The 23082-nt window shown below is 70.4% G+C and carries 17 protein-coding genes; 10 read left to right on the plus strand and 7 right to left on the minus strand.

Features of this window, described 5'->3' with window-relative positions:
• Positions 1 to 173: 173 nt before the first annotated feature.
• The 5 genes from ACI2L1_RS02835 to ACI2L1_RS02855 form a co-directional block, all read right to left on the minus strand.
• Positions 174 to 2237 (minus strand): M4 family metallopeptidase, encoded by a 2064-nt coding sequence (locus tag ACI2L1_RS02835; RefSeq protein WP_404737525.1) that lies wholly within the window; start codon positions 2235 to 2237, stop codon positions 174 to 176.
• Positions 2238 to 2491: 254 nt separating this feature from the next.
• Complete coding sequence (locus ACI2L1_RS02840; RefSeq protein WP_404737526.1) at positions 2492 to 4246, minus strand: ABC transporter ATP-binding protein; 1755 nt, start codon at positions 4244 to 4246, stop codon at positions 2492 to 2494.
• Positions 4243 to 5985, minus strand: coding sequence for an ABC transporter transmembrane domain-containing protein (locus tag ACI2L1_RS02845; protein WP_404737527.1), 1743 nt, complete (start codon positions 5983 to 5985; stop codon positions 4243 to 4245). Before ACI2L1_RS02845 ends, ACI2L1_RS02840 begins: the two co-directional genes overlap by 4 nt.
• A gap of 30 nt (positions 5986 to 6015) precedes the next feature.
• Entirely contained in the window at positions 6016 to 7875 is a 1860-nt protein-coding gene (locus tag ACI2L1_RS02850) for an ABC transporter ATP-binding protein (protein ID WP_404737528.1), read from the minus strand.
• Positions 7872 to 9698 (minus strand): ABC transporter ATP-binding protein, encoded by a 1827-nt coding sequence (locus ACI2L1_RS02855; protein WP_404737529.1) that lies wholly within the window; start codon positions 9696 to 9698, stop codon positions 7872 to 7874. The genes ACI2L1_RS02850 and ACI2L1_RS02855 overlap by 4 nt, the downstream gene beginning before the upstream one ends.
• A 206-nt stretch (positions 9699 to 9904) precedes the next feature.
• Between ACI2L1_RS02855 and ACI2L1_RS02860 the strand changes: the two genes are divergently transcribed.
• Genes ACI2L1_RS02860 through ACI2L1_RS02875 form a run of 4 tightly spaced genes read left to right on the plus strand, consistent with a single transcriptional unit; the run spans position 9905 to position 13445 of the window.
• Positions 9905 to 10810 (plus strand): ATP-binding cassette domain-containing protein, encoded by a 906-nt coding sequence (locus ACI2L1_RS02860; protein WP_404737530.1) that lies wholly within the window; start codon positions 9905 to 9907, stop codon positions 10808 to 10810.
• Positions 10807 to 11541: an ABC transporter permease gene (locus ACI2L1_RS02865; protein WP_404737531.1), complete on the plus strand. Its 735-nt coding sequence runs from the start codon at positions 10807 to 10809 to the stop codon at positions 11539 to 11541. Before ACI2L1_RS02860 ends, ACI2L1_RS02865 begins: the two co-directional genes overlap by 4 nt.
• Positions 11542 to 11566: 25 nt before the next feature.
• The gene (locus ACI2L1_RS02870; RefSeq protein WP_404737532.1) at positions 11567 to 12817 is read left to right on the plus strand and encodes a sensor histidine kinase; all 1251 of its coding nucleotides are present in this window, start codon (positions 11567 to 11569) and stop codon (positions 12815 to 12817) included.
• Complete coding sequence (locus ACI2L1_RS02875; RefSeq protein WP_404737533.1) at positions 12807 to 13445, plus strand: response regulator; 639 nt, start codon at positions 12807 to 12809, stop codon at positions 13443 to 13445. Before ACI2L1_RS02870 ends, ACI2L1_RS02875 begins: the two co-directional genes overlap by 11 nt.
• Positions 13446 to 13637: 192 nt before the next feature.
• Here ACI2L1_RS02875 and glgX read toward each other — a convergent pair whose 3' ends face one another.
• Positions 13638 to 15884 (minus strand): glycogen debranching protein GlgX, encoded by a 2247-nt coding sequence (gene glgX / locus ACI2L1_RS02880; RefSeq protein ID WP_404737534.1) that lies wholly within the window; start codon positions 15882 to 15884, stop codon positions 13638 to 13640.
• A gap of 298 nt (positions 15885 to 16182) precedes the next feature.
• Here glgX and ACI2L1_RS02885 point away from each other — a divergent pair, with 298 nt between their 5' ends.
• The 6 genes from ACI2L1_RS02885 to ACI2L1_RS02910 all read left to right on the plus strand — a co-directional run bounded on the left by ACI2L1_RS02885 (position 16183) and on the right by ACI2L1_RS02910 (position 22400).
• On the plus strand, positions 16183 to 17409 hold the full coding sequence (locus tag ACI2L1_RS02885) for an Ig-like domain-containing protein (RefSeq protein ID WP_404737535.1): 1227 nt from the start codon (positions 16183 to 16185) through the stop codon (positions 17407 to 17409).
• A gap of 112 nt (positions 17410 to 17521) precedes the next feature.
• The gene (locus tag ACI2L1_RS02890) at positions 17522 to 18760 is read left to right on the plus strand and encodes an Ig-like domain-containing protein (RefSeq protein ID WP_404737536.1); all 1239 of its coding nucleotides are present in this window, start codon (positions 17522 to 17524) and stop codon (positions 18758 to 18760) included.
• A gap of 76 nt (positions 18761 to 18836) precedes the next feature.
• Positions 18837 to 19604, plus strand: a complete 768-nt coding sequence (locus tag ACI2L1_RS02895) for an enoyl-CoA hydratase/isomerase family protein (RefSeq protein WP_404737537.1) — start codon at positions 18837 to 18839, stop codon at positions 19602 to 19604.
• Positions 19605 to 19866: 262 nt separating this feature from the next.
• Positions 19867 to 20370 carry an ATP-binding protein gene (locus ACI2L1_RS02900; RefSeq protein WP_404737538.1) on the plus strand — a complete coding sequence of 168 codons (504 nt, stop codon included), beginning with the start codon at positions 19867 to 19869 and terminating at the stop codon, positions 20368 to 20370.
• 147 nt (positions 20371 to 20517) lie between these two features.
• Entirely contained in the window at positions 20518 to 21213 is a 696-nt protein-coding gene (locus ACI2L1_RS02905) for a polysaccharide deacetylase family protein (protein ID WP_404737539.1), read from the plus strand.
• The gene (locus ACI2L1_RS02910) at positions 21213 to 22400 is read left to right on the plus strand and encodes a hypothetical protein (protein ID WP_404737540.1); all 1188 of its coding nucleotides are present in this window, start codon (positions 21213 to 21215) and stop codon (positions 22398 to 22400) included. Before ACI2L1_RS02905 ends, ACI2L1_RS02910 begins: the two co-directional genes overlap by 1 nt.
• On the opposite strand, the gene ACI2L1_RS02915 is transcribed toward ACI2L1_RS02910, so the two are convergent.
• Complete coding sequence (locus ACI2L1_RS02915) at positions 22371 to 23051, minus strand: GNAT family N-acetyltransferase (protein ID WP_404737541.1); 681 nt, start codon at positions 23049 to 23051, stop codon at positions 22371 to 22373. The genes ACI2L1_RS02910 and ACI2L1_RS02915 overlap by 30 nt on opposite strands.
• Positions 23052 to 23082 lie beyond the last annotated feature (31 nt).

The following is a 23082-nucleotide window of genomic DNA, read 5'->3' on the forward strand; positions in this document are numbered from 1 at the left end:
CCCTCAAGTGATGTTGGCTGAAAGTCGACCTGTGGGTGAATATTGCAGCCGTGTGAAGTGAGTTGACCTGGGCAAAGCCCCAACAAGACGTCGGTCATGGGCTGGCAAAAAGAGGGCGCCGCCCCCGGGGAGTCGAACCACCGGGGCGGCGCCCAGTCCGTGTGCCCGTCGGCCTACGGGAAGGTGAGCTTCCAGCTGTTGATGTAGCCGGTGTCCTGAGCCGCGTTGTCCTGGACCCGCAACTGCCAGGTCCCGTTGGCGACTTCGGAGGAGGCGTTCACCGTGTACGTGGTGCTGAGGTTGTCGGTGCTGCCGCCGGTGCCGTACGCCTTCAGCGTGTACGCCGTGCCGTCGGGGGCGATCAGCTGCACCCGGAGGTCGCCGATGTAGGTGTGCACGATGTCGACCGCGACCGCGAGGTTCGAGGGCGCGTTGCCCGTGCGCCCGGACACGGTGATCGGCGAGTTGACCGCGGCCCCGTTGTCCGGAATCGATACGTCGGTGGTGGACTCGAAGGAGGTGCCGCCGCCACCGCCGCCACCGGGACGGGAGCCGACCGCCACGCCCGCCCAGGCGTTCGCCACGGCCGTGTACTCGGCGCTCGTGGTGCCGTACAGCTCACCCGCCGCCGCGAGGGTGCCGGTGCGGGCCGCCGCGTAGTTGGTGGTGGACGTGAACTTCGTGGTCAGCGCGCGGAACCAGATCTTCTCCGCCTTGTCCCGGCCGATGCCGGTGACCGGAAGGCCGTCCGCGGTGGGCGAGTTGTAGCTGACGCCGTTGATGGTCTTGGCGCCGCTGCCCTCGGACAGGAGGTAGAAGAAGTGGTTCGCCGGGCCGGACGAGTAGTGCACGTCGGCGTTGCCGATGCCGGAGGTCCAGTTGTTGTACGAGGAGCCGTCCTTGCTCGGCTGGTCCATGTAACGCAGCGGCGAGCCGTCGCCGTTGATGTCGATCTCCTCGCCGATGAGGTAGTCACCGACGTCGGAGGAGTTGTTGGCGTAGAACTCGACGGCCGTGCCGAAGATGTCGGAGGTCGCCTCGTTCAGCCCGCCGGACTCGCCCGAGTAGTTGAGCCCCGCGGTGTTCGACGTGACGCCGTGGGTCATCTCGTGACCGGCCACGTCGATCGACGTCAGCGGGTGGGTGTTGCCCGAGCCGTCGCCGTACGTCATGCAGAAGCAGCTGTCCGACCAGAACGCGTTGACGTAGTTGCTGCCGTAGTGGACCCGGGAGTACGCCCCGACCCCGTCCCCGCGGATGCCCGAACGCCCCTGCACGTTCTTGTAGTAGTCCCAGGTGAGCGCGGCACCGTAGTGCGCGTCCGCGCCGGCCGTCTCCGTGTTGGAGGCGCTGCCGTTGCCCCAGATGTCGTCGGCGCCCGAGAAGAGGGTGCCGGTGCCGGAGGTGCCGCGGCCCAGGTTGTACGTCTTGTGGCCGCCGCGCGCCCCGTCGGTCAGGTTGTACGTCGACCCGGACTGGGTGGTGCCGAGGGTGACCGTGCCGCTGTACATGGTGTTGCCGGTGCCGGTCTCGATGCCCTGGTACTCGTAGAGCTTCGCACCGGTCGCCGCGTCCGTGACCACGTGCAGCTCGTTCGGCGTGCCGTCCTCCTGGAGGCCGCCGACGACCGTCTCGTACGCCAGGGTCGGGGTGCCGTTCCCGGCCCAGATCACCTTGCGCGGGGCGCGGTTGGCGTCGGCCTTGTCGGCGCCGGCGGCCTGTGCGGCCTTCAGTGCCTGGGCCGAGGCCTTGGCGGTGGTGACCTTCGGGGTCAGCGAGGCGACCTTGATGGTCTTGTTCGTCGCCTTGACGACGCCCTCGGTCGCGCCGGACTTCGTGGTCTCCACGACGAGGTCGCCGCCGAGGACGGGCAGGCCGTCGTAGGTGCGCTCGTAGCGGGTGTGGAGCGTGCCGTTGCCGTCCTTGACGACGTCACGGACGACCAGCTGTTCCTTGGCGCCGAGGCCGAGTTGCTGGGCGGTGTCCGCCTTGCCGGCGTTCGCCTGGCGTATCAGCTCGGCGCGCTGGGCGGGGGTGAGCTTGACGGACTCGGCGCCCGGGATCACCTTGCTCGCGGCCGACGGTGCCTTCTCCGGGGCTGCGGTGGCGGCGCCCGACTGGACGGCCGCGGCGATCAGGGCGGCGACACCGACGAGGGCCACGGCTGCGGCCTTGCGGGGCGCCGTGGGGCGCTGTGCCGTGTGGGGGGTGCGTCTGTGGGAGGAACTGTCTCTCAACACTGACTCCTTCTGCGCGGCCGCGGATCGCGCGGCCAGGGGAGACCGGACAGTGGGTCGACCGTCCGGGCGGTACGCGGAACGAGGTGCAGGCGGCCGCGCATGAGAACACAGCGAGGGATCTGTGAGGTTGCTGTGAGGCGGCCGTGGGAAGAGTGGCACCGGAAAGCCCGTACTGTCAGGAGCGCGTCAGAAACTTGGCCGGAAACAGTTCGTTGTCCGGTAGTTCATGTTCGATATACGGTCCTATGGGCTCAGCTGCCGCCCGCTCCTCCGTGCCACGACCCCCACAGCGCCGCGTACGCCCCCTCGGCCGCCACCAGCTCCTCATGCGTGCCGAGTTCGGTCAGCAGCCCGTTCTCCATCACCGCCACCCGGTCCGCGTCGTGCGCGGTGTGCAGCCGGTGTGCGATCGCGATGACTGTACGGCCTTCGAGTACGGCGGCCAGGGCGCGCTCGGTGTGCCGGGCGGTCGTGGGATCGAGCAGCGCGGTCGCCTCGTCGAGGATCAGCGTGTGCGGGTCGGCCAGCACCACGCGGGCGAGGGCGAGTTGCTGCGCCTGTGAGCCGTCCGTACGGAAGCCGTCCTCACCCAGCGCGGTGTCGAGGCCCTCGGGCAGCTCCCGCACCCACCCGTCGGCCCCTACGGCGGTCAGGGCGGCCCACAACTCCTCGTCCCCGGCGCCGGGTTCGGCGATGAGGAGGTTGTCACGGACCGTGCCCAGGAAGACATGGTGTTCCTGGGTGACCAGGACGACCTGGCGGCGCAGCTGCTCGGGGCCGAGGCCGACGACCGGGACCCCGCCGACGGTCACAGATCCCGACGTCGGCGCGTCGACTCCCGCCAGCAGCCTGCTGAGCGTGGTCTTCCCGGCGCCGGACGGGCCCACCACGGCGAGGCGTTCACCGGGGCGCACGGTCAGGTCGACACCGTGCAGCACATCGCCGCCGCGGCCGTAGGAGTAGCGCACGTCGGTGACGTCGATGCGGTCGTCGGCGGGGACGGGGGAGTCCCCCTCGGCTGTGCGCGGTGCCTGGGCGAGCCCTTCCACACGGGCGAACGAGGCCCCGCTGGACTGGAGTTGCTCGACCCGCACGAGGATCTGGTCGAGCGGATTGACCAGCTGCTGGAGATACAGGGCGGCCGCCACGACCGAGCCCAGGCTCAGCACGCCCCGCGCATGCAGCATCGCGCCGACCAGGAGCACGCCGGCCACGGGCAGGATGTACGCCACCTCCACCACCGGGAAGAACACACTGCGCAGGTAGAGGGTGTACAGACGGGCGCCGCGGGCCGTGTCGAGGGCGTCCCGGCTCGCCCGGACGCGCCGCTCCTCAAGCCGCAGCGCCTCGACCGTACGGGCGCCGGAGGCGGTGGCCGCGAGGATCTCGGCGACGTCCGAAGTGGCCTCGCCCTCGGCCAGGTAGCCGTCCCTCGCCCGGCGCAGATACCAGCGCAGGACGAAACAGATGGGCAGCAGACCGAACACGCCGACGGCACCGAGCAGCGGGTCGAGGACGAACACCGCGGCCAGCAGGAACAGGAACTGCACGGAGTTGATGAGCAGCTCGGGTCCCGCGTCACGGAGCGTGGTGCCTACGGTGGCGACGTCCGCGGTGCCCCGGGCGGTGAGGTCGCCGGTGCCGGCGCGCTCCACGACGGAGGCGGGCAGGGCGAGGGTGCGGTCCACGAACTCCTCGCGGACCCGGGCGAGGGTGCGTTCGCCGAAGCGGTGGCCGACGTAACGGGCCCAGCGGGCGAGGAGGAGCTGTGCGCACGCGCACACCACGAGGACGAGGGAGAGCCGGTCCACCGCGGCCACGCCCTCACCGGCGCGCACCTCGTCGATGATCCGGCCGAGCAGCCAGGGGCCTGCGAGGCCGGTGAGGGCGGCGAGTGCGTTCAGGGCGAGTACGGCGGTGAAGGCGCGGGCGTCTTTGCGTACCAGCCGGACGGCGGCCCGCCGTACGGTGACCGGGTCGGCGACCGGGAGGTGGCCTTTGTTCACTTCATGGCCTCCGCGTCTCGGGCGACCAGGGCGCGGTATCCCGGTTCCTCGGTGAGGAGTTGCTGGTGGGTGCCGGTGGCCGCGAGTTTGCCGTCGACCAGGTAGTGGACTGTGTCGGCGTGGTCCAGCACGAGGGGGGAGGTGGTGGTGACGGCCGTGGTGCGGGTTTGGCGGGCTTCTCGTAGGCGTTCGGCCACGAGGGCTTCCGTGTGCGCGTCGAGGGCGGAGGTGGGTTCTACGGCCAGGAGGATTTCTGGGTTGGCCAGCAGGGCTCTTACCAGTCGGATGCGTTGGCGTTGGCCGCCGGAGAGGTTGCGGGCCTGGGCGTCAATCGAGGAGTCGAGGCCGTCTGGGAGGCCTTGAACGATGTCGTCTGCCACGGCTGCGTGGAGGGCGGCTGCGAGTTCGTGGGGGCTGGTCGCGCCCCGCGGCGGAGCCGCATATTGATACAGCCCCGCGCCCCTATAGGGCGCTACTACCTCGCGTAGGTTTCCTGCGAACAAGTCGGCCTCGTGGTCCGCCAGCAGGATGTGCTGTCTGATCTGGGGAAGTTGGATCTCGTCCAGGGGTACTCCGCCCCAGGTGGCCGTTGACGGTGTGTAGCGGGCCAGGCGGTCCAGGACCGTTGCCGTGTCCGTGGGCCTCGCGCACGCCAGTGCCGTCATGCGGCCCGGCAGGATGCTCACCCCCGACTCCGGGTCGTGCAGGGCCGACGGTTCCGCCGGGGCGTCTCGCGTCCCCCTGTCCTCCAACGGCTCCAGGCGCAGGAACCGTACGACCCTCCTCGCCGACACCACACCCCGGCTGAGCTGGTAGCCGCACTCCACCCAGAACGCCACCGGGCCCACCAGGACCGCGACATAGCCGTACACCGCCACCAACTCGCCCACGGTGATGTCCCCTTGGGCGGCCAGGCGGGCCGCGAGCCAGGTGACGACGGCCAAAAAGAGGGTGGGCAGGCCCACGCCGAGGGCCTGGACCCAGCTGGTGACCGCGCCGACCCGGTAGCCCTGGGCCCGCAGGTGCTGGGAGTCGCGGTGGAAGGCGTCGGCGACCAGGCTCTTGCCGCCGAGGCCGTTGAGGACGCGCAGGCCGCCCGCGAGGTCGGCGATGCGGGCGGTGAGGACGCCCTGGCGGTTGCGGTACTCCGTCTCGGTGCCCTGGAGGCGGGACAGGAAGGGGCCCACGAGGACGACGATCGCCGGGATGCCGAGCAGGACCACGGCCGCGAGGACCGGGGACACCGAGATCAGCAGGGCGGCGACCGTCAGATAGGCGACGCACGCGCCCACGCCCGGGCCGACGACGGTCAGGGCCTGGGCGATCGTCTGCACGTCGCCCACGCCGATCGTGACGACCTCCCCGGCCCCCGTCCGGTGCGAGAGCGCGGCGCCGAGGCGGACCGCCTGTCCCACGACCACCTTGACCGTGCGGAAGTTGGCGTCCATCCGCACCCGGGTCATCGTGCGGTGCCGCATGATGCTCAGCCAGGCGTTGAACGAGCCGACCGCGAACAGCGCGAAACTCCAGCCGGCCAGCGCCGGCCAGTCACCCGGCTCCAGACCCTCGTCGATCGCCTTGGCCATCAGATAGGGAGTCGCCGCGAGCAGCACCATCCAGGAACTGCCCAGCAGCGCCCCGGCCACGGACCGCCCCGGCTGGCAGCGCACCAGCCACCACAGATACCGCCAGCCACCGCGGACGTCGGGCGTACCCGGGTCCTCGTACGCGTCGATCATCTGTCCCCCTGGTTACTCACATCTGGTGGCTCACGCCAGACTGTCCCGCCACGCCCGGTGCAGATCCGCGAACCGGCCCGTGCCCGCGACGAGTTCGGCCGGTGTGCCGTCCTCGACGATCCTGCCGTGCTCCATGACCAGGACCCGGTCGGCGATCTCGACGGTCGAGAGGCGGTGGGCGATCACCACGGCTGTACGGCCCTTCAGGACCGTGGCCATCGCCCGCTGCACCGCCCGCTCGCCGGGGATGTCCAGCGAACTGGTCGCCTCGTCCAGGATCAGCACCGCCGGGTCGGCGAGCAACGCCCGTGCGAATGCCACGAGTTGGCGTTGACCAGCCGAGATACGGCCGCCCCTCTTGCGTACGTCCGTGTCGTAGCCGTCGGGCAGCGCGCTGATGAAGTCGTGCGCGCCGATCGCCTTCGCGGCCCGCTCGATCTCCTCGCGGGGCGCGTCGGGCCGGCCGATCGCGATGTTCTCGGCGACCGTGCCGGAGAACAGGAACGCCTCCTGCGTCACCATGACCACCCCGCGCCGCAGTTCGGGGACCGAGAGGTCGCGCAGGTCCACGCCGTCCAGGAGGACCCGGCCGTCCGAGGGGTCGTAGAAGCGGGCGAGGAGCTTGGCGAGCGTCGACTTTCCGGCGCCGGTCGAGCCGACCACCGCGACCGTCTGCCCGGCGGGCAGGGTGAGATCGAAGCTCGGGAGCACCTCGCCGCCGGTGCGGTAGGCGAACCGGACGCCGGCGAAGACGACCTCGCGGCCCGGGTGCTCGGACTCAAGAGCCGGGAGGCGCTTGGGGGTTGACGGCTCGGGAACGGTCGGGTTCTGGGCGAGCAGGCCCGCGATCTTCTCCAGGGAGGCCGCCGCCGAGTGGTAGGAGTTCAGGAACATCCCGAGCCGGTCGATCGGGTCGTACAGCCGCCGCAGATACAGCACCGCGGCCGCGAGCACACCCAGCTCCAGCGAGTCCTGCGCCACCCGGTAGGCGCCCCACAGCACGATCACCGCGACGGCCGTGTTGGCGACCAGCCGGGAACCGACGACATAGCGGGCCATCTCCAGGAGCGCGTCGCCGTTGACCCGCTCATGCCGCTTGTTCAGTACGGCGAATTCGGCGTCGTTGGCCGCCTCGCGACGGAACGCGCGCACCGGGCGGATGCCGTTCATCGTCTCCACGAACCTGACGATGACGGCGGCGATGGCGGTCGACCGCTTCTGGTACACCCGGCCCGCCCGCTGCCGGTACACCCGCACCAGCAGGTACAGCGGCACGAACGACGCCACCGCGACCGCGCCGAGTCCGAGGTCCAGCCAGAGCAGCAGGGCGGAGATGTACAGGAAGGACAGGATGACCGTGACGAGTTCCTGCAGGCCCTCGCTGAGCAGTTCGCGCAGCGACTCCACGTCCGTCGTCGAACGGGAGATCAGCCGGCCCGAGGTGTAACGCTCGTGGAAGTCGATGCTCAACGCCTGCGCGTGCCGGAAGATCCGGCCGCGCAGATCGAGCAGCACATCCTGGTTGACCCGGGCGGAGGCCAGGATGAACGCGTACTGGAGCCCGCCGGAGGCCAGCGCGCACAGCAGATAGCCGGCGCCCACCGCGACCAGCGGGCCCTTGTCGTGGTCCCGGAACGCGGGGACGGCATGGTCGATCGCGTACGCCACCAGCAGCGGGCCCGCCTGCACCGCCGCCTGCTGGAGCAGCAGGAGGAGCGTGGTCACGGTGACGCGCGCCTTCATCGGGGTGAGCAGCGAACGCAGGAGGAGAGCCGTGGCGTTGGGAGGAGCGGGCAGGCGGTCCTGGTCGAAGGCGTCGTCGGTGTCCTTCGGCCTGGGCAGGCCGGGCTCTTCGTCCGCGGTGGGCGCGGACGTCGTGGGGGCCGTCATCGGGCGTCCTTCCCTTGCTCGGAGTTCCCGGACATCAGGTGGGCGTACTCGGCGTTCGTGCGCAGGAGTTCGTGATGGGTGCCCACAGCCGTGATGCGGCCGTCCGACAGCAGAGCGACCCGGTCGGCGAGCTGCACGGTGGAAGGGCGGTGCGCGACGATCAGGGCGGTGGTGTCCGCGAGCACGTCTCGCAGCGCGGCTTCGACGGCGGCCTCGGTGTGGACGTCCAGGGCGGACAGCGGGTCGTCCAGGACGAGGAAGCGGGGGTTGCCGACCACGGCCCGTGCGAGGGCCAGGCGTTGGCGCTGGCCGCCGGAGAGACTGAGGCCCTGTTCGCCCACCTGGGTGTCGGTGCCCTGGGGGAGGGCGTGGGCGAAGTCTGCCTGGGCGACGGAGAGGGCCCGGTCCAGTTCTCTTTCGTCCGTGCCCATCAGGACGTTGTCGCCGACGCTGGTGGAGAAGAGGGTGGGTTCCTCGAAGGCGACGGCCACCATGGAGCGCAGCTGTGCGCGGGACATGGCGGTGATGTCCTCGCCGTCCAGGGTGATGTGGCCGGAGGTGATCTCGTGGAGGCGGGGGACGAGGGCGGTGAGGGTGGTCTTGCCGCTGCCCGTCGCGCCGACCAGGGCCATGGACTCGCCTGGGCGGATGTGGAGGTTGATCAGGTCGAGGATGGGTGGGGAGTCTTCGGGGGCGTCGGGGTAGCGGAACTGGACGTTGTGGAACTGGAGGCCGTCGTTTTCGGCTGCGGGCTGGTGGGGGCTTGTCGCGCTCCGCGGCGGAGCCGCAAAGTGACACAGCCCCGCGCCCCTGAGGGGCGCGTTCTCCTGCTCCGGTACCTCATCCATCGCCTCGAAATAGCGCTCTGTCGCCGTCGCTGCCTCCTGGCTCATCGCCAGCAGGAAGCCGATGGAGTCGACCGGCCATCTCAGCGCCAGGGCCGTTGAAAGGAACGCCACCAGCGTCCCCGCCGACAAGTCCCCGTCCGCCACCTGCACGCAGCCCAGCACCAGCGCCGCTCCGATCGCCACCTCCGGCAGGGTCACGATGACGCCCCAAATGGTGGCCAGAAGGCCGGCCTTCCGAAGCTCCGTGCCCCGGAGCTCTCCCGTCAGGTCGCGGAACGCCCTCGCCTGCGACCGGTGTCGGCCGAAGCCCTTGATGATGCGGATGCCGAGCACGCTCTCCTCGACGACCGTGGTGACGTCGCCGACCTGGTCCTGGGCGAGGCGGGCCACGCCGGCGTAGCGCTTCTCGAAGATCACGCAGGTGACCATCACCGGGATGGCCGGGCCGAGGATCACCAGGCCCAGGGTCCAGTCCTGGAGCAGCATGATGATCACGCCGACGATGATGGTCACGCTGTTGACCAGCAGGAAGGTCAGCGGGAAGGCGAGGAACATGCGCAGGAGCATGAGGTCCGTCGTGGCCCGGGACAGCAACTGGCCGGACGCCCACCGGTCGTGGAATGCCACCGGGAGGCGCTGGAGGTGCCGGTACAGGCCCGCCCGCATCTCCGCCTCCACATGCGACAGCGGCCGTGCCACCAGCCACCGCCGCAGCCCGAACAGCAGCGCCTCCGCGAACCCGAGCAGCAGCAGGTACAGCGCACCGAGCCACACGCCCGCGGTGTCCCCGTCGGCGACCGGGCCGTCCACCATCCACTTCAGGACGAGCGGGATCACCAGCCCCGTACAGGAGGCGAGGATCGCCACGAACGCGGCGGTGAACAGCCGCGCGCGGACCGGGCGGACATACGGCCACAGGCGCAGGAGGGTTCGGACGGCGGAGCGTTCCTTGGTGGTTGCACGTGTGATGGACATCAGCTGCGAGCCTACGGACCGGCACTGACAACGCCCACCGAGTTTTGGCCGGACCGGAATCGGCCGCTGGTCCTACGACCTGCGCGTTCGAGGGGTCGTACGGGAGGAGCCGAGGAGGTCGTACCGCCGCATCCACCGATCGGTTGATGCCGGTTCGAGCGCGACGGCCGATGTGGCGCAAAGGCCTCGCCCGGGACGCTGAAGCCATGTCCGTCATCGAAGTCAGCGAACTGCGCAAGTCCTACGGCGGCCGGGCCGTCGTCGACGGGGTCTCCTTCGCCGTCGAAGAGGGCGAGATCTTCGGAATCCTGGGCCCGAACGGCGCCGGGAAGACCACCACCGTCGAGTGCGTCGAGGGCCTGAGGGTTCCCGACGCGGGCCGGGTCCGGGTCACCGGGCTCGACCCCGTCGCCGACCACGCGCGCGTGGCCCGCGTTCTCGGCGCCCAGCTCCAGGAGAGCGAGCTCCAGGCCAAGCTCACGGTCCGCGAGGCACTGGAGCTGTACACCTCGTTTCACGATCAGCCCCTCGACTGGCGGCCGCTCGCCGAGCGCCTCGGGCTCAGCCAGAAGCTCACCACCCGGTTCGGCAAGCTCTCCGGTGGCCAGAAGCAGCGCCTGTTCATCGCGCTCGCCCTCGTCGGCAACCCGCGGATCGTCGTCCTGGACGAACTGACCACCGGCCTCGATCCGCGCGCCCGCCGCGACACCTGGGAGCTGATCGAGGACATCCGCGCGAACGGCGTCACCGTCCTGCTCGTCACCCACTTCATGGAGGAGGCACAGCGGCTCTGTGACCGGATCGCCGTGATCGACAAGGGCCGGGTCGCCGCCCTGGACACCCCGGCAGGGCTCATCCGGCGCTCGGCGGGCGGCACCGTCATCAGCTTCACCCCGTCCGCCCCGCTCGACGCGCACGAGCTCAACACGCTGCCCGCGCTCGCCTCGGTCGAGGACCGGGACGGCCGTCTCACCCTGTCCGGCACCGACGAGACCGTGAACGCCGTGATCACCCTGCTCGCCCGCCGCCATGTCACCGCCCACCAGCTCCGTGTCGTCGACGCCACCCTCGACGACGCCTTCCTCGACCTGACCCAGGAGGCCACGGCATGAACACCGCCGTACTGCGGACCGAGGTCCGACTCTTCCGCCGCGAACCCGGCGCCCTCTTCTGGATCCTGCTGTTCCCGACCCTGCTGTTGGTGATCCTCGGCTCGATCCCGTCCTTCCGGGACCACGACGCCGACCTCGGCGGCCTCAGGACCATCGATGTCTACGTGCCCGTGGCCGTGCTCCTCGGTGTGATCGTCGGCGGCCTCCAGTCCATGCCGCAGACCCTCACCGGCTACCGCGAACGCGGCATCCTGCGCCGTATGTCCACCACCCCGGTCCGTCCCTCCGCCCTGCTCACCGCGCAGATGGCCGTCCACGGCGGGGCCGCCCTGGCGTCGGCGCTGCTCGCGCTCGTCGTCGGGCGGGTCGCCTTCGCCGTACGACTGCCCGAGCAGCCACTCGGATACCTGCTGGCCCTGGCGCCGGCCGTGCTCGCCGCCCTCGCGCTCGGCGCGGTGGTCTCCGCACTGTCCCGGACGACGAAGATCGCCGGTGCCATCGGGTCCGCCGTGTTCTTCCCCGCGATGTTCTGCGCGGGTGTGTGGGCGCCGGTGCAGACCATGCCGGACGTCCTCGCCCGGATCGTCGGGTACACACCGTTCGGCGCGGCGGCCGAGGCACTCAGCCGGGCGGCAGCCGGCGGCTGGCCGGGCTGGACCCACCTGGGCGTCCTCGTCGCCTGGACGGTGCTGCTCACCGCAGGCGCCTCGCGCTGGTTCCGCTGGGAGTGAGCGAGCCGTGCCGGACACTGGGGCCATGACGGACACCGCGCCGGTGGAGCCCCGGGCCTCCTTCGACAACTGGGGGCCCTACGCGCTGCTGGCCGCCGGTGTCGTGGCGGCGGCCGTCTCCGCTCGCCCGGTCGGCATGGGCCGGTCAGCGATGGCCGCCTCGGCGGTACTCGTTGCCACGGGTGCTCTGCTGCAGGTGTGGTGGGGGAGGGTGAGGCGGAGGCAGCCAGGCCCGAGCCGGACCGGCGTGTACTTCTACTTCTCGCGCTGGGGCCTCGGATTCGTGCTGACCTGGCTCAACCCGTTCTTCGCCTTTTACGCGGTGACCGGCTACTACACCGCCGCCCGGGAGCTGCCCCGCCGGCTGGTGATGCCCGGTCTGTTCCTGACCGCGATCACCATGGCCGGCAGCGAGGTGGGTGGCATGCCGCCGCACGGGCTGCTCCTGTGGACCGGCTTCCTCCTCGTCCTGGGCCTCAACATGGGCCTGGTCAGCGTGTTCACCCGGTTCGCCTTCCAGGAACAGGAGCGCGCCCGCGTCCAGGCCGAAACCATCACCGAACTGGAGCGCACCAACACGGCGCTGCAACAGGCGCTCGACGAGAACGCCGCCCTTCACGCCCAACTCCTCGTCCAGGCGCGGGAAGCGGGGGTCGCCGACGAGCGCCGGAGGCTCGCCGCCGAGATCCACGACACCCTCGCCCAGGGGCTGACCGGGATCATCGCCCAGCTCCAGGTCGTCGCGAACACGCCCGACGAGAACCTGGCCCGCGAGCACGCCGGCCGCGCCATGGACCTGGCCCGGCACAGCCTCGGCGAGGCCCGCCGCTCGGTGCACAACCTCGCCCCCGTCGCCCTGGAGCACGACGGACTGCCCCAGGCCCTGAACAACACCGTCGCCGAATGGGGCGAACGCACCGGAGTCCGCGCCGAGTTCACCGTCGCCGGAGCCACCGAACAGCTCCACGACGAGGTCTCGGCCACCCTTCTGCGCATCGCCCAGGAAGCCCTCTCCAACGCCTCCCGGCACGCCCGGGCCGGCCGCCTCGGCGTCACCCTCACCTTCCTGGGCGACGAGGTCATCCTCGACATCCGCGACGACGGCGTCGGCTTCGATCCCCTCGCCCTGCCGTCCCGCACCCGCACCGGCGGCTTCGGCCTCGACGGCATGCGCGCCCGCGCCGAGCGCATCGCGGGCTCCCTCACCGTGGAGACCGAACCGGGCCACGGCACCGCGCTGTCGGCTCGCGTACCGTTGGTCCGCCATGACCAGTGACATCTCGGTGCTGATCGTCGACGACCATCCCGTCGTACGGGACGGTCTGCGCGGAATGTTCGAGTCCGCGCCCGGCTTCACCGTGCTCGGTGAGGCGGCGGGCGGTGTGGAGGCGGTCGAGAGGGCTGCCGCGCTCGACCCCGACGTGATCCTCATGGACCTGCGCATGCCGGGCGGCGGCGGGGTCGACGCGATCCGTGAACTGGCCCGCCGCTCCGCCCGCGCGAAGGTGCTCGTCCTGACCACGTACGACACCGACTCCGACACCCTGCCCGCGATCGAGGCGGGCGCGACCGGATACCTGCTGAAGGACGCTCCTCGCGACGAGCTGTTCACGGCTGTCCGGGCGGCGGCGGAGGGCCGGACGGTCCTCTCCCCGGCGGTCGCCTCGCGCCTGGTCTCCGCGGTCCGCGCCCCCAAGTCCCCTCCGGGCGAGCCCCTCTCGGCCCGCGAACGCGAGGTGCTGGCCCTGGTCGCCCGGGGCACGTCCAACCGCGAGATCGCCCGTGAGCTGTTCATCAGCGAGGCGACCGTGAAGACCCATCTCACCCACCTGTACGCCAAGTTGGGCGTCAACGACCGCGCGGCGGCGGTCGCGACGGCGTACCGGCGGGGGATCCTCGGCTAGGGCGTGTGTCGGAAGTCCCTTCGTCCGCCCGAAGGGCGGGCTCTGCGGCGTCTGGTGCGTGCTCTCGGCGTGCGGGGTGGAAGTCCTCGTACTGGACGTACTTGGGCTTTCACCCCGTGCGGCGAGTGGGGGTGCCCCCTCTGGGGGAGCGTGCCAGGCGTCGCGGGGCAGAAGGGACTTCCGACACACGCCCTAGTCGGCCACCTTGAGCAGCAGCACCGCCCGCGCCGGAACCGTGATCGACGTCCCCGCCCGGTGCACCACCCCCGGAGCCTCGCCCTGCTCCTCCCTCGACGTGTCGACGACCACCTCGTACCGCTCCGCCCACGGTGGCCCCGGCAGCACGAAGGCCGCCGGGCGGTCGCCGGCGTGCAGGACGGCGAGGAAGCTGTCGTCGAGGATCGGGGCGCCGCGCTCGTCCCGGCCGGGGATGTCCCGCCCCGACAGATACATGCCGAGCGTGCCGGCGGGCGCGTACCAGTCCCGTTCCGTCATCTCGGTGCCGCGGGACGTGAACCAGGCCAGGTCGCGCAGTCCGTCCGCCGAGTGCGCCCGCCCCGAGAAGAACGCCCGCCGCCTCAGCACCGGATGCCGGTGACGCAGCTCGATCAGCCGGGCGGTGAGGTCGAACAGGGCCTTCCAGCCCGGGTCCGCCAGCAGCCCCCAGTCCACCCAGCTGATCTCGTTGTCCTGGCAGTACGCGTTGTTGTTGCCGCGCTGGGTGCGGCCGAGCTCGTCACCCGCGACCAGCATCGGCACGCCCGTCGACAGCAGCAGGGTGGTCAGCAGGTTCCTCAACTGCCGCCGCCTCAGCGCCCGTACCCGCTCGTCGTCCGTCTCCCCCTCCGCCCCGCAGTTCCACGCCCGGTTGTCGTCGGTGCCGTCCCGGTTGCCCTCGCCGTTCGCCTCGTTGTGCTTCCGCTCGTACGACACCAGGTCGCGCAGGGTGAAACCGTCGTGCGCGGTGATGAAGTTGACCGACGCGTACGGCCGCCGCCCGCCCCACGCGTACAGGTCGCTGGAGCCGGACAGGCGGTAACCGAGGTCGCGCACGTCGGGCAGCGCGCCCCGCCAGAAGTCCCGTACGGCGTTGCGATAGCGGTCGTTCCACTCGGTCCACAGGGGCGGGAAGGCCCCCACCTGGTAGCCCCCGGAACCCACGTCCCACGGCTCGGCGATCAGCTTCACGCGCCTGAGCACCGGGTCCTGGGCGATGACCGCGAGAAACGGGGAGAGCATGTCGACGTCGTGCATCGAGCGGGCCAGCGCGGCGGCCAGGTCGAAGCGGAAGCCGTCCACGCCCATCTCCGTCACCCAGTAGCGCAGCGAGTCGGTGATGAGCCGTAGGACATGCGGCTGGACCACGTGAAGCGTGTTCCCGCAGCCGGTGTAGTCCGCGTACCTCCTCGCATCCGACTGGAGCCGGTAGTAGCCCCGGTTGTCGATGCCCTTCAGTGACAGCGTGGGGCCCAACTCGCCCGCCTCCGCCGTGTGGTTGTAGACCACGTCGAGGATGACCTCGATCCCGGCGGCGTGCAGCGCGCGGACCATGCGCTTGAACTCACCGACCTGCTGGCCCGTCGTACCGGAGGCGGCGTAGGCCGCGTGGGGCGCGAAGTAGCCGATGGAGTTGTAGCCCCAGTAGTTCTTCAGCCCGCGGCGCAGCAGATGGTCCTCGTGCGCGAACTGGTGGACGGGGAGCAGCTCGACGGCCGTGACGCCGAGTGCCACCAGGTGCTCGATCGCGGCCGGATGCGCCAACCCGGCGTAGGTGCCCCGCAGTTCCTCCGGGATGTCCGGGTGCAGGGCCGTGAACCCCCGTACGTGCACCTCGTAGATGACCGAGTCCGCCCACGGTGTCTTCGGCCGGCGGTCCTCCATCCATTCGTCGTCGGTGGCGTCATCGTGGACGACCACGCCCTTCGGGACGTACGGCGCCGAGTCGCGGTCGTCCCGCACGGTGTCCGCGACCTGCTGCTGGGGCCAGTCGCGGACATGGCCGTAGACCTCGGGCGGCAGGCTGAAGTCGCCGTCCACGGCGCGGGCGTACGGGTCGAGGAGCAGCTTCGCCGGGTTCCAGCGGCCGCCGGTCCACGGGTCCCAGCGGCCGTGCACCCGGTAGCCGTAGCGCTGGCCGGGCATCACACCCGGCACGAACCCGTGCCAGATCTCGTGCGTGAGCTCGCTGAGCCGGGCCCGGCTCTCCTTGCCGTGCGCGTCGAACAGACACAGCTCGACCGCCTCGGCCCCGCCCGCCCACAGCGCGAAGTTGGTCCCCGCCACGCCGTCCGGGCCGACCCGGAACCGGGCACCCAGCGGTGTCGGCGCACCGGGCCACACGGGCACGGCGGGCGCCTTGTGGCGCACGCCGTTCACCAGCGCGGCGGGGCGCTCCTCGGCGGCTTCCGTCACCGCCTCCTGCTCGGCTGCGCTGGACACCGGTCGGCCTCCCACGGCTCTCATGGGGCGAGGTGGGAAGGGCCCACGGCGTCCCGGCCGTGGTGCCCTCTCACGTCGTCCTCCCCACTGTTCTGCCCAGAGCGTGGGGCACACTCACGTTTCGCTGCTCGGCTTGGGTGGCGGCCTCAGCGGGTGCCGGGTCGGGTTGAGGGGCGGGTGCGGGGCGGTGGGGGCTTGTCGCGCAGTTCCCCGCGGTCCTCAAAAGCAGGGCGCGTCTCCGGTGCCGTAGGACCAAAGGTCACGTTTCCCCCAGGTGGGCCCCGTCGTTGAGATCCTCGTGAGGCATCGACATGGGCGCGCTCGGCGCGCGGGGGCCGCTCTGGCCGCCGTACTGACATGGGCAGGACTGCTGGCCGGGGCCGCCGGCTGTACGTCGGACGGAGGTGGCGGGATCGGCGGCGTCGGCGGTTTCGGGAAACCTCCCGCGCCCGAGGACGTCATCAGGGTCGCCCCCGACGACGGCACCAAGGGCGTGCCGCCCGAGGAGAAACTACGGGTCCGGGTACCCAGCGGGCGCCTGGAGTCGGTCACCGTCGTCAAGTCCCAGGACGCGCAGGACATCCCGGTGCCCGGGCACATCTCCGACGACGGCCTGCGCTGGGAACCCGACGAGGCGCAGCTCGCGCTGGCCGCCAAGTACACCGTCGACGCGGTCGCCCTCGACGGCCACGGCCGCCGCTCGGCCCGGCACACCACCTTCACCACGTACGTCCCCGACAAACGCTTCATCGGATACGTCACCCCGGAGAACCGCTCCACCGTCGGCACCGGAATGATCGTCTCCCTGGAGTTCAACCGGGAGATCGAGGATCGCGCCGCCGTCGAACGCGCCGTACACGTCACCTCGAAGCCCCCCGTCGAGATCCGCCCGCACTGGTTCGGGAACGGCCGCCTCGACTTCCGCCCCGAGCACTACTGGAAGCCGGGCACGCGCGTGACGGTCGCTCTCCGGCTGCGTGACGTGGAGAGCGCCCCCGGCGTCTACGGCCTCCAGTACAGGACCTTCTCCTTCACCGTCGGCCGCAGCCAGGTCTCCCTCGTCGACGCGTCCGCACACACCATGCAGGTCCGGCGGGACGGCGAGCTGCTCGCCACCGTGCCGATCACCGCCGGCGCCCCCAAGACGACCACGTACAACGGCAAGATGGTCGTCTCCGAGATGCTGGAAGTGACCCGCATGAACAGCCGCACGGTCGGCTTCGGCGGCGAGTACGACATCCCGGACGTCCCGCACGCCATGCGTCTCACCGACTCCGGGACCTTCCTGCACGGCAACTACTGGGCGCCGGACGCCCCCGGCAAGGTCAATGTCAGCCACGGCTGCGTGGGCCTCAGGGACGTGAAGGGCGGCAGCTCGGACACCCCCGCGGGCTGGTTCTTCGACCGCAGTCTCATCGGGGACGTCGTCGAGATCGTCCACAGCAAAGACAAAAAGGTCGCTCCCGACAACGGACTCGGAGGGTGGAATATGAGTTGGAAGCAGTGGAAGGCGGGCAGTGACTGAATGGTGACCTTGTACTCACAAGATTCTGAAATTTATGCGGTTAATATGCGCCGACACGCGGTGATCGCGGGGGTGATGCGGGCCTGACCAGGCCCGGCGAGGGGAGAGCGACTTGAACGTGCGACCGATATCGGGGGCGTCGGTTGACGCGCGGGGGCGTAGGGCCCGGGGGCTGCTGGCGCTGATACTCGGCGCCCTGCTGCTGGCGGTCACCGCGTGCGGCGGGGGAAGTTCGGGCGACTCGGACGACAAGGGCAAGGCGGGGGACTCCTCGCAGGCCGGGACCAAGCAGTCCGAGGCGGTGGTCACCATCGCCCCGAAGGACGGCTCGAAGTCCGTCGACACCAGCGGCGTCCTCAAGGTCGCCGCCACCAAGGGCAAGTTGACCGAGGTCCAGGTCAAGGACGCCAAGGGCACCGCGGTGGCCGGGACGATCGCCGCGGACGGCGCCTCGTGGACGCCGTCCGCCCATCTCGCCTCCGGCACCGCCTACACCGTGCACGCGGTCGCGAAGGACTCCGACGGCCGTACGGCCGCCGAGGACTCCAGCTTCACCACGCTGACCCCGAAGAACACGTTCCTCGGCACGTTCACGCCCGAGGACGGCTCGACGGTCGGCGTCGGGATGCCGTTCTCCATCCGCTTCACCCGGGGCATCACCAGCCCCGAGGACGTCGAGAAGGCCATCACCATCAAGACCTCGCCGGCCGTCGACGTCGAGGGCCACTGGTTCGGCAACGACCGCCTGGACTTCCGTCCCGAGCAGTACTGGAAGGAAGGCACCAAGGTCACCGTCGACCTCAACCTCGACGGCGTCGAGGGCCGTTCCGGTGTCTACGGCAAGCAGGACAAGACCGTCTCCTTCACCATCGGCCGCAACCAGGTCTCGGTCGTGGACGCCAAGAAGCACACGATGAAGGTCACGCAGGACGGCAAGACCGTCAAGACGATCGCCGTCACCACCGGCAAGCCCGGCTACGACACCTGGAACGGTCAGATGGTCATCAGCGAGAAGCTCGCGGTGACCCGGATGAACGGCGAAACGGTCGGCTACGGCGGCGAGTACGACATCAAGGACGTCCCGCACGCCGCCCGCCTCACCGACTCCGGCACCTTCATCCACGGCAACTACTGGGGCGGCGGCGCCTTCGGCAACTACAACGCCAGCCACGGCTGCGTCGGCCTCAGGGACGTCAAGGGCGGCTACGACAGCGGCGTCCCGGCCGCGTGGTTCTTCAACCACTCGATGCTCGGCGACGTGGTGGTCGTGAAGAACTCCGACGACGCGACGGTCGCCGCGGACAACGGCCTCAACGGCTGGAACATGTCGTGGGAGAAGTGGAAGGCGTAACGCTCCGCTGACTTACGGCCCCTGTGTGAGGTACTGCACCGGGGCCGTTCCCGTTAGCCCCCGTTAACCTGCTGACATGACCGTGAATCTCGAAGTCGCCGAAGGTGTCGGCACCATCCGTCTCGACCGCCCGCCCATGAACGCGCTGGACGTGGCCACCCAGGACCGGCTGAAGGAGCTCGCCGAGGAGGCCACCCGGCGTGAGGACGTGCGCGCGGTGGTCGTGTACGGCGGGGAGAAGGTGTTCGCGGCCGGCGCGGACATCAAGGAGATGCAGAACATGGACCACGCCGCGATGGTCCTGCGCGCCCGCGCCCTCCAGGACTCGTTCTCGGCGGTGGCCCGCATCCCCAAGCCGGTCGTCGCGGCCATCACCGGCTACGCCCTGGGCGGCGGCTGCGAACTCGCCCTGTGCGCGGACTTCCGGATCGCCGCGGAGAACGCCAAGCTGGGGCAGCCGGAGATCCTGCTCGGTCTGATCCCCGGCGCGGGCGGCACCCAGCGCCTGGCCCGGCTGGTGGGCCCGTCCAAGGCGAAGGACCTGATCTTCACGGGTCGTATGGTCAAGGCCGACGAGGCGCTGACGCTGGGTCTGGTGGACCGGGTCGTGCCCGCCGACGAGGTGTACGCCGAGGCGCACGCCTGGGCGGCGAAGCTCGCGCAGGGACCGGCGATCGCGCTGCGCGCGGCGAAGGAGTCGATCGACACGGGGCTCGAGACCGACATCGAGACGGGCCTCGCGGTGGAACGGAACTGGTTCGCAGGCCTGTTCGCCACGGAGGACCGTGAGCGGGGCATGAAGAGTTTCGTCGAGGAGGGCCCCGGCAAGGCGAAATTCCTCTGAACCGCTTGCAATTGACGCGATGTCTGATTCGGGTCCCTCGATGGGGCGGTTTATGGGAGCCTTAAGGCAACCTTAAGTCTGCCTTGTCGAGGGAGTCCGAAGATTGCCTCCCGGTGAGCCTCCGCCGCAGGTCAGAAGGGCTGCCAAAAGCACCGAAGTGCCGGTGGCATATGCCGATCGACCCTCGCGGAGCGACGCATTCCGGGGGGCGTATTCGTCGGGAACGGCCCCGGGGGACGCTGTGTGCGGCCATGATGGGGTCATGGCGGGGCTGGAGGGTTTCGAACAGCCGCGGGGAGACGGCCGTGTGACCGCGGCGCGCTGGTCTCCGGCGGTCGAGGACGAGCACGCACTGAAGGCGCTCGAACTGTTCGGGAATCCTGCGGAGGCGGAGGTTCCGTTGCCGTCCCGGCCGGAGTCCGCTGCGGTGGCGCGCCGGTTGACCCAGGTGATCGTTCTTCGTCAGTGGGGGCTCACTCCGAAGATGACGGAGGAAGCGGTGTTACTCGTGTCCGAGCTGGTGGGTAATGCCGTGCGGCACACGGGGGCGCGGGTGTTCGGGCTTCGGATGCGGCGACGGCGCGGGTGGATCCGGATAGAGGTGCGGGATCCGTCCCGGGGGTTGCCCTGTCTGATGCCGGTGCAGGAGATGGACATCAGCGGGCGGGGGCTTTTCCTGGTGGACAAGCTCGCGGATCGGTGGGGCGTTGATCTGCTGCCGCGGGGGAAGACCACGTGGTTCGAGATGCGGGTGGCTGACAGGTAGTCGGGCGGGTGCGGGTGGGTGTGGTCTTGTCGCGCCCACGCGGAGACGCACATTGACACAGCCCCGCGCCCCTAGGTGGGTTAATGAACCGGCATTCAGCATCAATCCCACTTGAATGGCGCGGTGACCACTACCGATCGTCGGGCAGTGCTGCTCGCTACCGCTGGGTTGGCGTTGGCTGCGGGATGCGCCACCAGCGGTGCCGTCGCTCACCCCGCTCGGCCCTCCAACAGCGCCCTCGCCCTCCCCGCCCAGCTCACCCACGGCCCCCGCGACCGTCCCCGCATCGCCCTCACCTTCCACGGCGGCGGTGACCCCGCCACCGCCCGCGCCCTGCTCACCGAGGCCGAGAAGTACGGGGCCCGGGTCACCGTGCTCGCCGTCGGGACCTGGCTCGACGCGCACCCCGACATCGCGCGCCGGATCCTGGACGGTGGACACGACCTCGGCAATCACACGCTCCACCACCTCGACATCAACGGAATCTCCGAAGCCGAGGCCAGAGCGGAGATCACCGGCTGCGCCGAGCGGATCCGGCGGCTCACCGGGTCGATCGGGAGGTGGTTCCGGCCCTCCCGTACGCCCACCGCCTCGCCCCTCGTCACGCGGCTCGCCCGGGAGGCCGGTTACCCCCACGTCCTCTCCTACGACGTCGACTCCCTCGACTTCACCTCGCCCGGCGCCGCCGTCGTCGCCCGGAAGGTGCTCGCCGAGATCCGCGAAGGGTCCGTGGTGAGCCTGCACTTCGGGTACGGCGACACGGTCGCCGCCCTCCCCGTCGTACTGGAAGAACTCGACCGGCGCGGCCTGGCCGCGGTGACCACCACGGAGTTGTTCAGCTGATGTCCCCCACGTCAATGAAGCGCGCCCTGATCGCGGGTGCCGCGTTCGTCGCCCTCGCCGCCTGCGGGACCGAGACCGGGGACGGGGTGAACGAGGCCCCCGGAACGAAGGCGGCCGTCCCCGCGCCGGTGAAACAGGTCAAGAAGAAGCCCGTGCCCGGGCTGCCGGGGATGCCGCCCGTGCTCGATCCGAAGGACGTGTACGCGGCGGACCGTCCGGGCAGGCTGTCGCCGGTGGTCAGGGACTTCCCGTCCCGGGTCTATGTGCCCAACACGGAGTCCGACACGGTCTCCGTCATCGACCCGAAGACGTACGGGGTCATCGAGACGATCCACGTGGGGCGGCAGCCCCAACACGTCGTGCCCTCCTGGGACATGAAGACGCTGTGGGTCAACAACAACCGCGGTCACACCCTCACGCCCATCGACCCGAGGACGGGGAAGGCGGGCAAGCCGGTCGAGGTGCACGACCCGTACAACCTCTACTTCACGCCCAACGGCAGGTACGCGATCGTGATGGCCTCCCTCGACCGTGAACTCGTCTTCCGCGACCCGCACACCATGGAGCGGAAGAAGACCGTTCCGGTCAGCTGCTACGGCGTCAACCACGCCGACTTCTCCCTGGACGGGAGGTACTTCATCGTGTCGTGCGAGTTCAGCGGTGAGCTGCTGAAGGTGGACACCGAGAAGATGAAGGTGATCGGGCAGCGGAAACTCCCGTTCGACGGGGCCATGCCCCAGGACGTCAAGGTCTCCCCGGACGGAAAGCGGTTCTACGTCGCGGACATGAAGGCCGACGGGATGTGGGTCCTCGACGGCGACAAGTTCACCGAGCCGGCCCTGCTGCCCACCGGCAAAGGCACCCACGGTCTCTACGTCAGCCGTGACTCCCGTGAGATGTACGTGTCCAACCGGGGCGAAGGGACCGTCTCCGTCTTCGACTTCACCCGGAACAGCATCACCAGGAAGTGGCGTCTGCCCGACGGCGGCAGCCCCGACATGGGCGGTGTCTCGGCCGACGGCAAGGTCCTGTGGCTGTCGGGCCGTTACAACTCCGAGGTCTACGCCATCGACACCCGCACCGGCAGGCAGCTGGCCCGCGTCAAGGTCGGCAGCGGGCCGCACGGGCTGGCCGTGTATCCGCAGCCGGGGCGGTACTCACTCGGTCACACCGGCATCTTCCGCTGAACCGTCGGGAACCCGCGGAGCCGCGGCGAGCAGCACCGCCTCCGCGCCCACCGGACGGTAACCGGCCGCCTGGAACGCCCGCATGCTGCGGGCGTTCCCCGGGGAGACCTGGGCCCACAGCGGCTCCTCGGTGAGGTGGCGGGCGGCGGTCACCAGGGCACGGCCCAGGCCCCGGTGCCGTACGTCCTCGTCCACCTCGACCGAGACCTCCAGGCGGCCGCCGACCCCGCGACCCGTCACCAGCACCCCGCCCTCCGTCGTCCAGGCCCGGATGTCGTCGCGCCGCCTGCGGGCGTAGACGATCCGGGGATGGTCGGCGTCCTCGATCTCCTTCAGCGCGAGCTGCGGCTCGCCCGGCAGCGGTTCGGTCACCAGCATCGCGTCGATCGTCTCCGACCTGCGGCCGGTCCGGGTGACGAGGGCGGCGAGGAACACCGGGTTCATCGTCGCGGCCAGCGGGTCGCAGTCCAGCCCGCGCAGGGTCTCGCGCACCCACTCCGGGTCCTCGTCGGTGAAGACGACCGAGTGCGCCGTGAAGGCCAGGACACCCGCGTCCCGGTGGCACGTCTGCGGTACGACCGTCGTGCCGCCATCCGCCGGCGGGAAGACACCGCGGGCCGCCGCGTCGAGAATGTCCCGCAAGGTCTCCATCACCGCGCTCCTTGAGTCTCCACCCACTGGA

The organism is Streptomyces sp. NPDC019531 (assembly GCF_044903305.1).
Classification (GTDB): domain Bacteria; phylum Actinomycetota; class Actinomycetes; order Streptomycetales; family Streptomycetaceae; genus Streptomyces.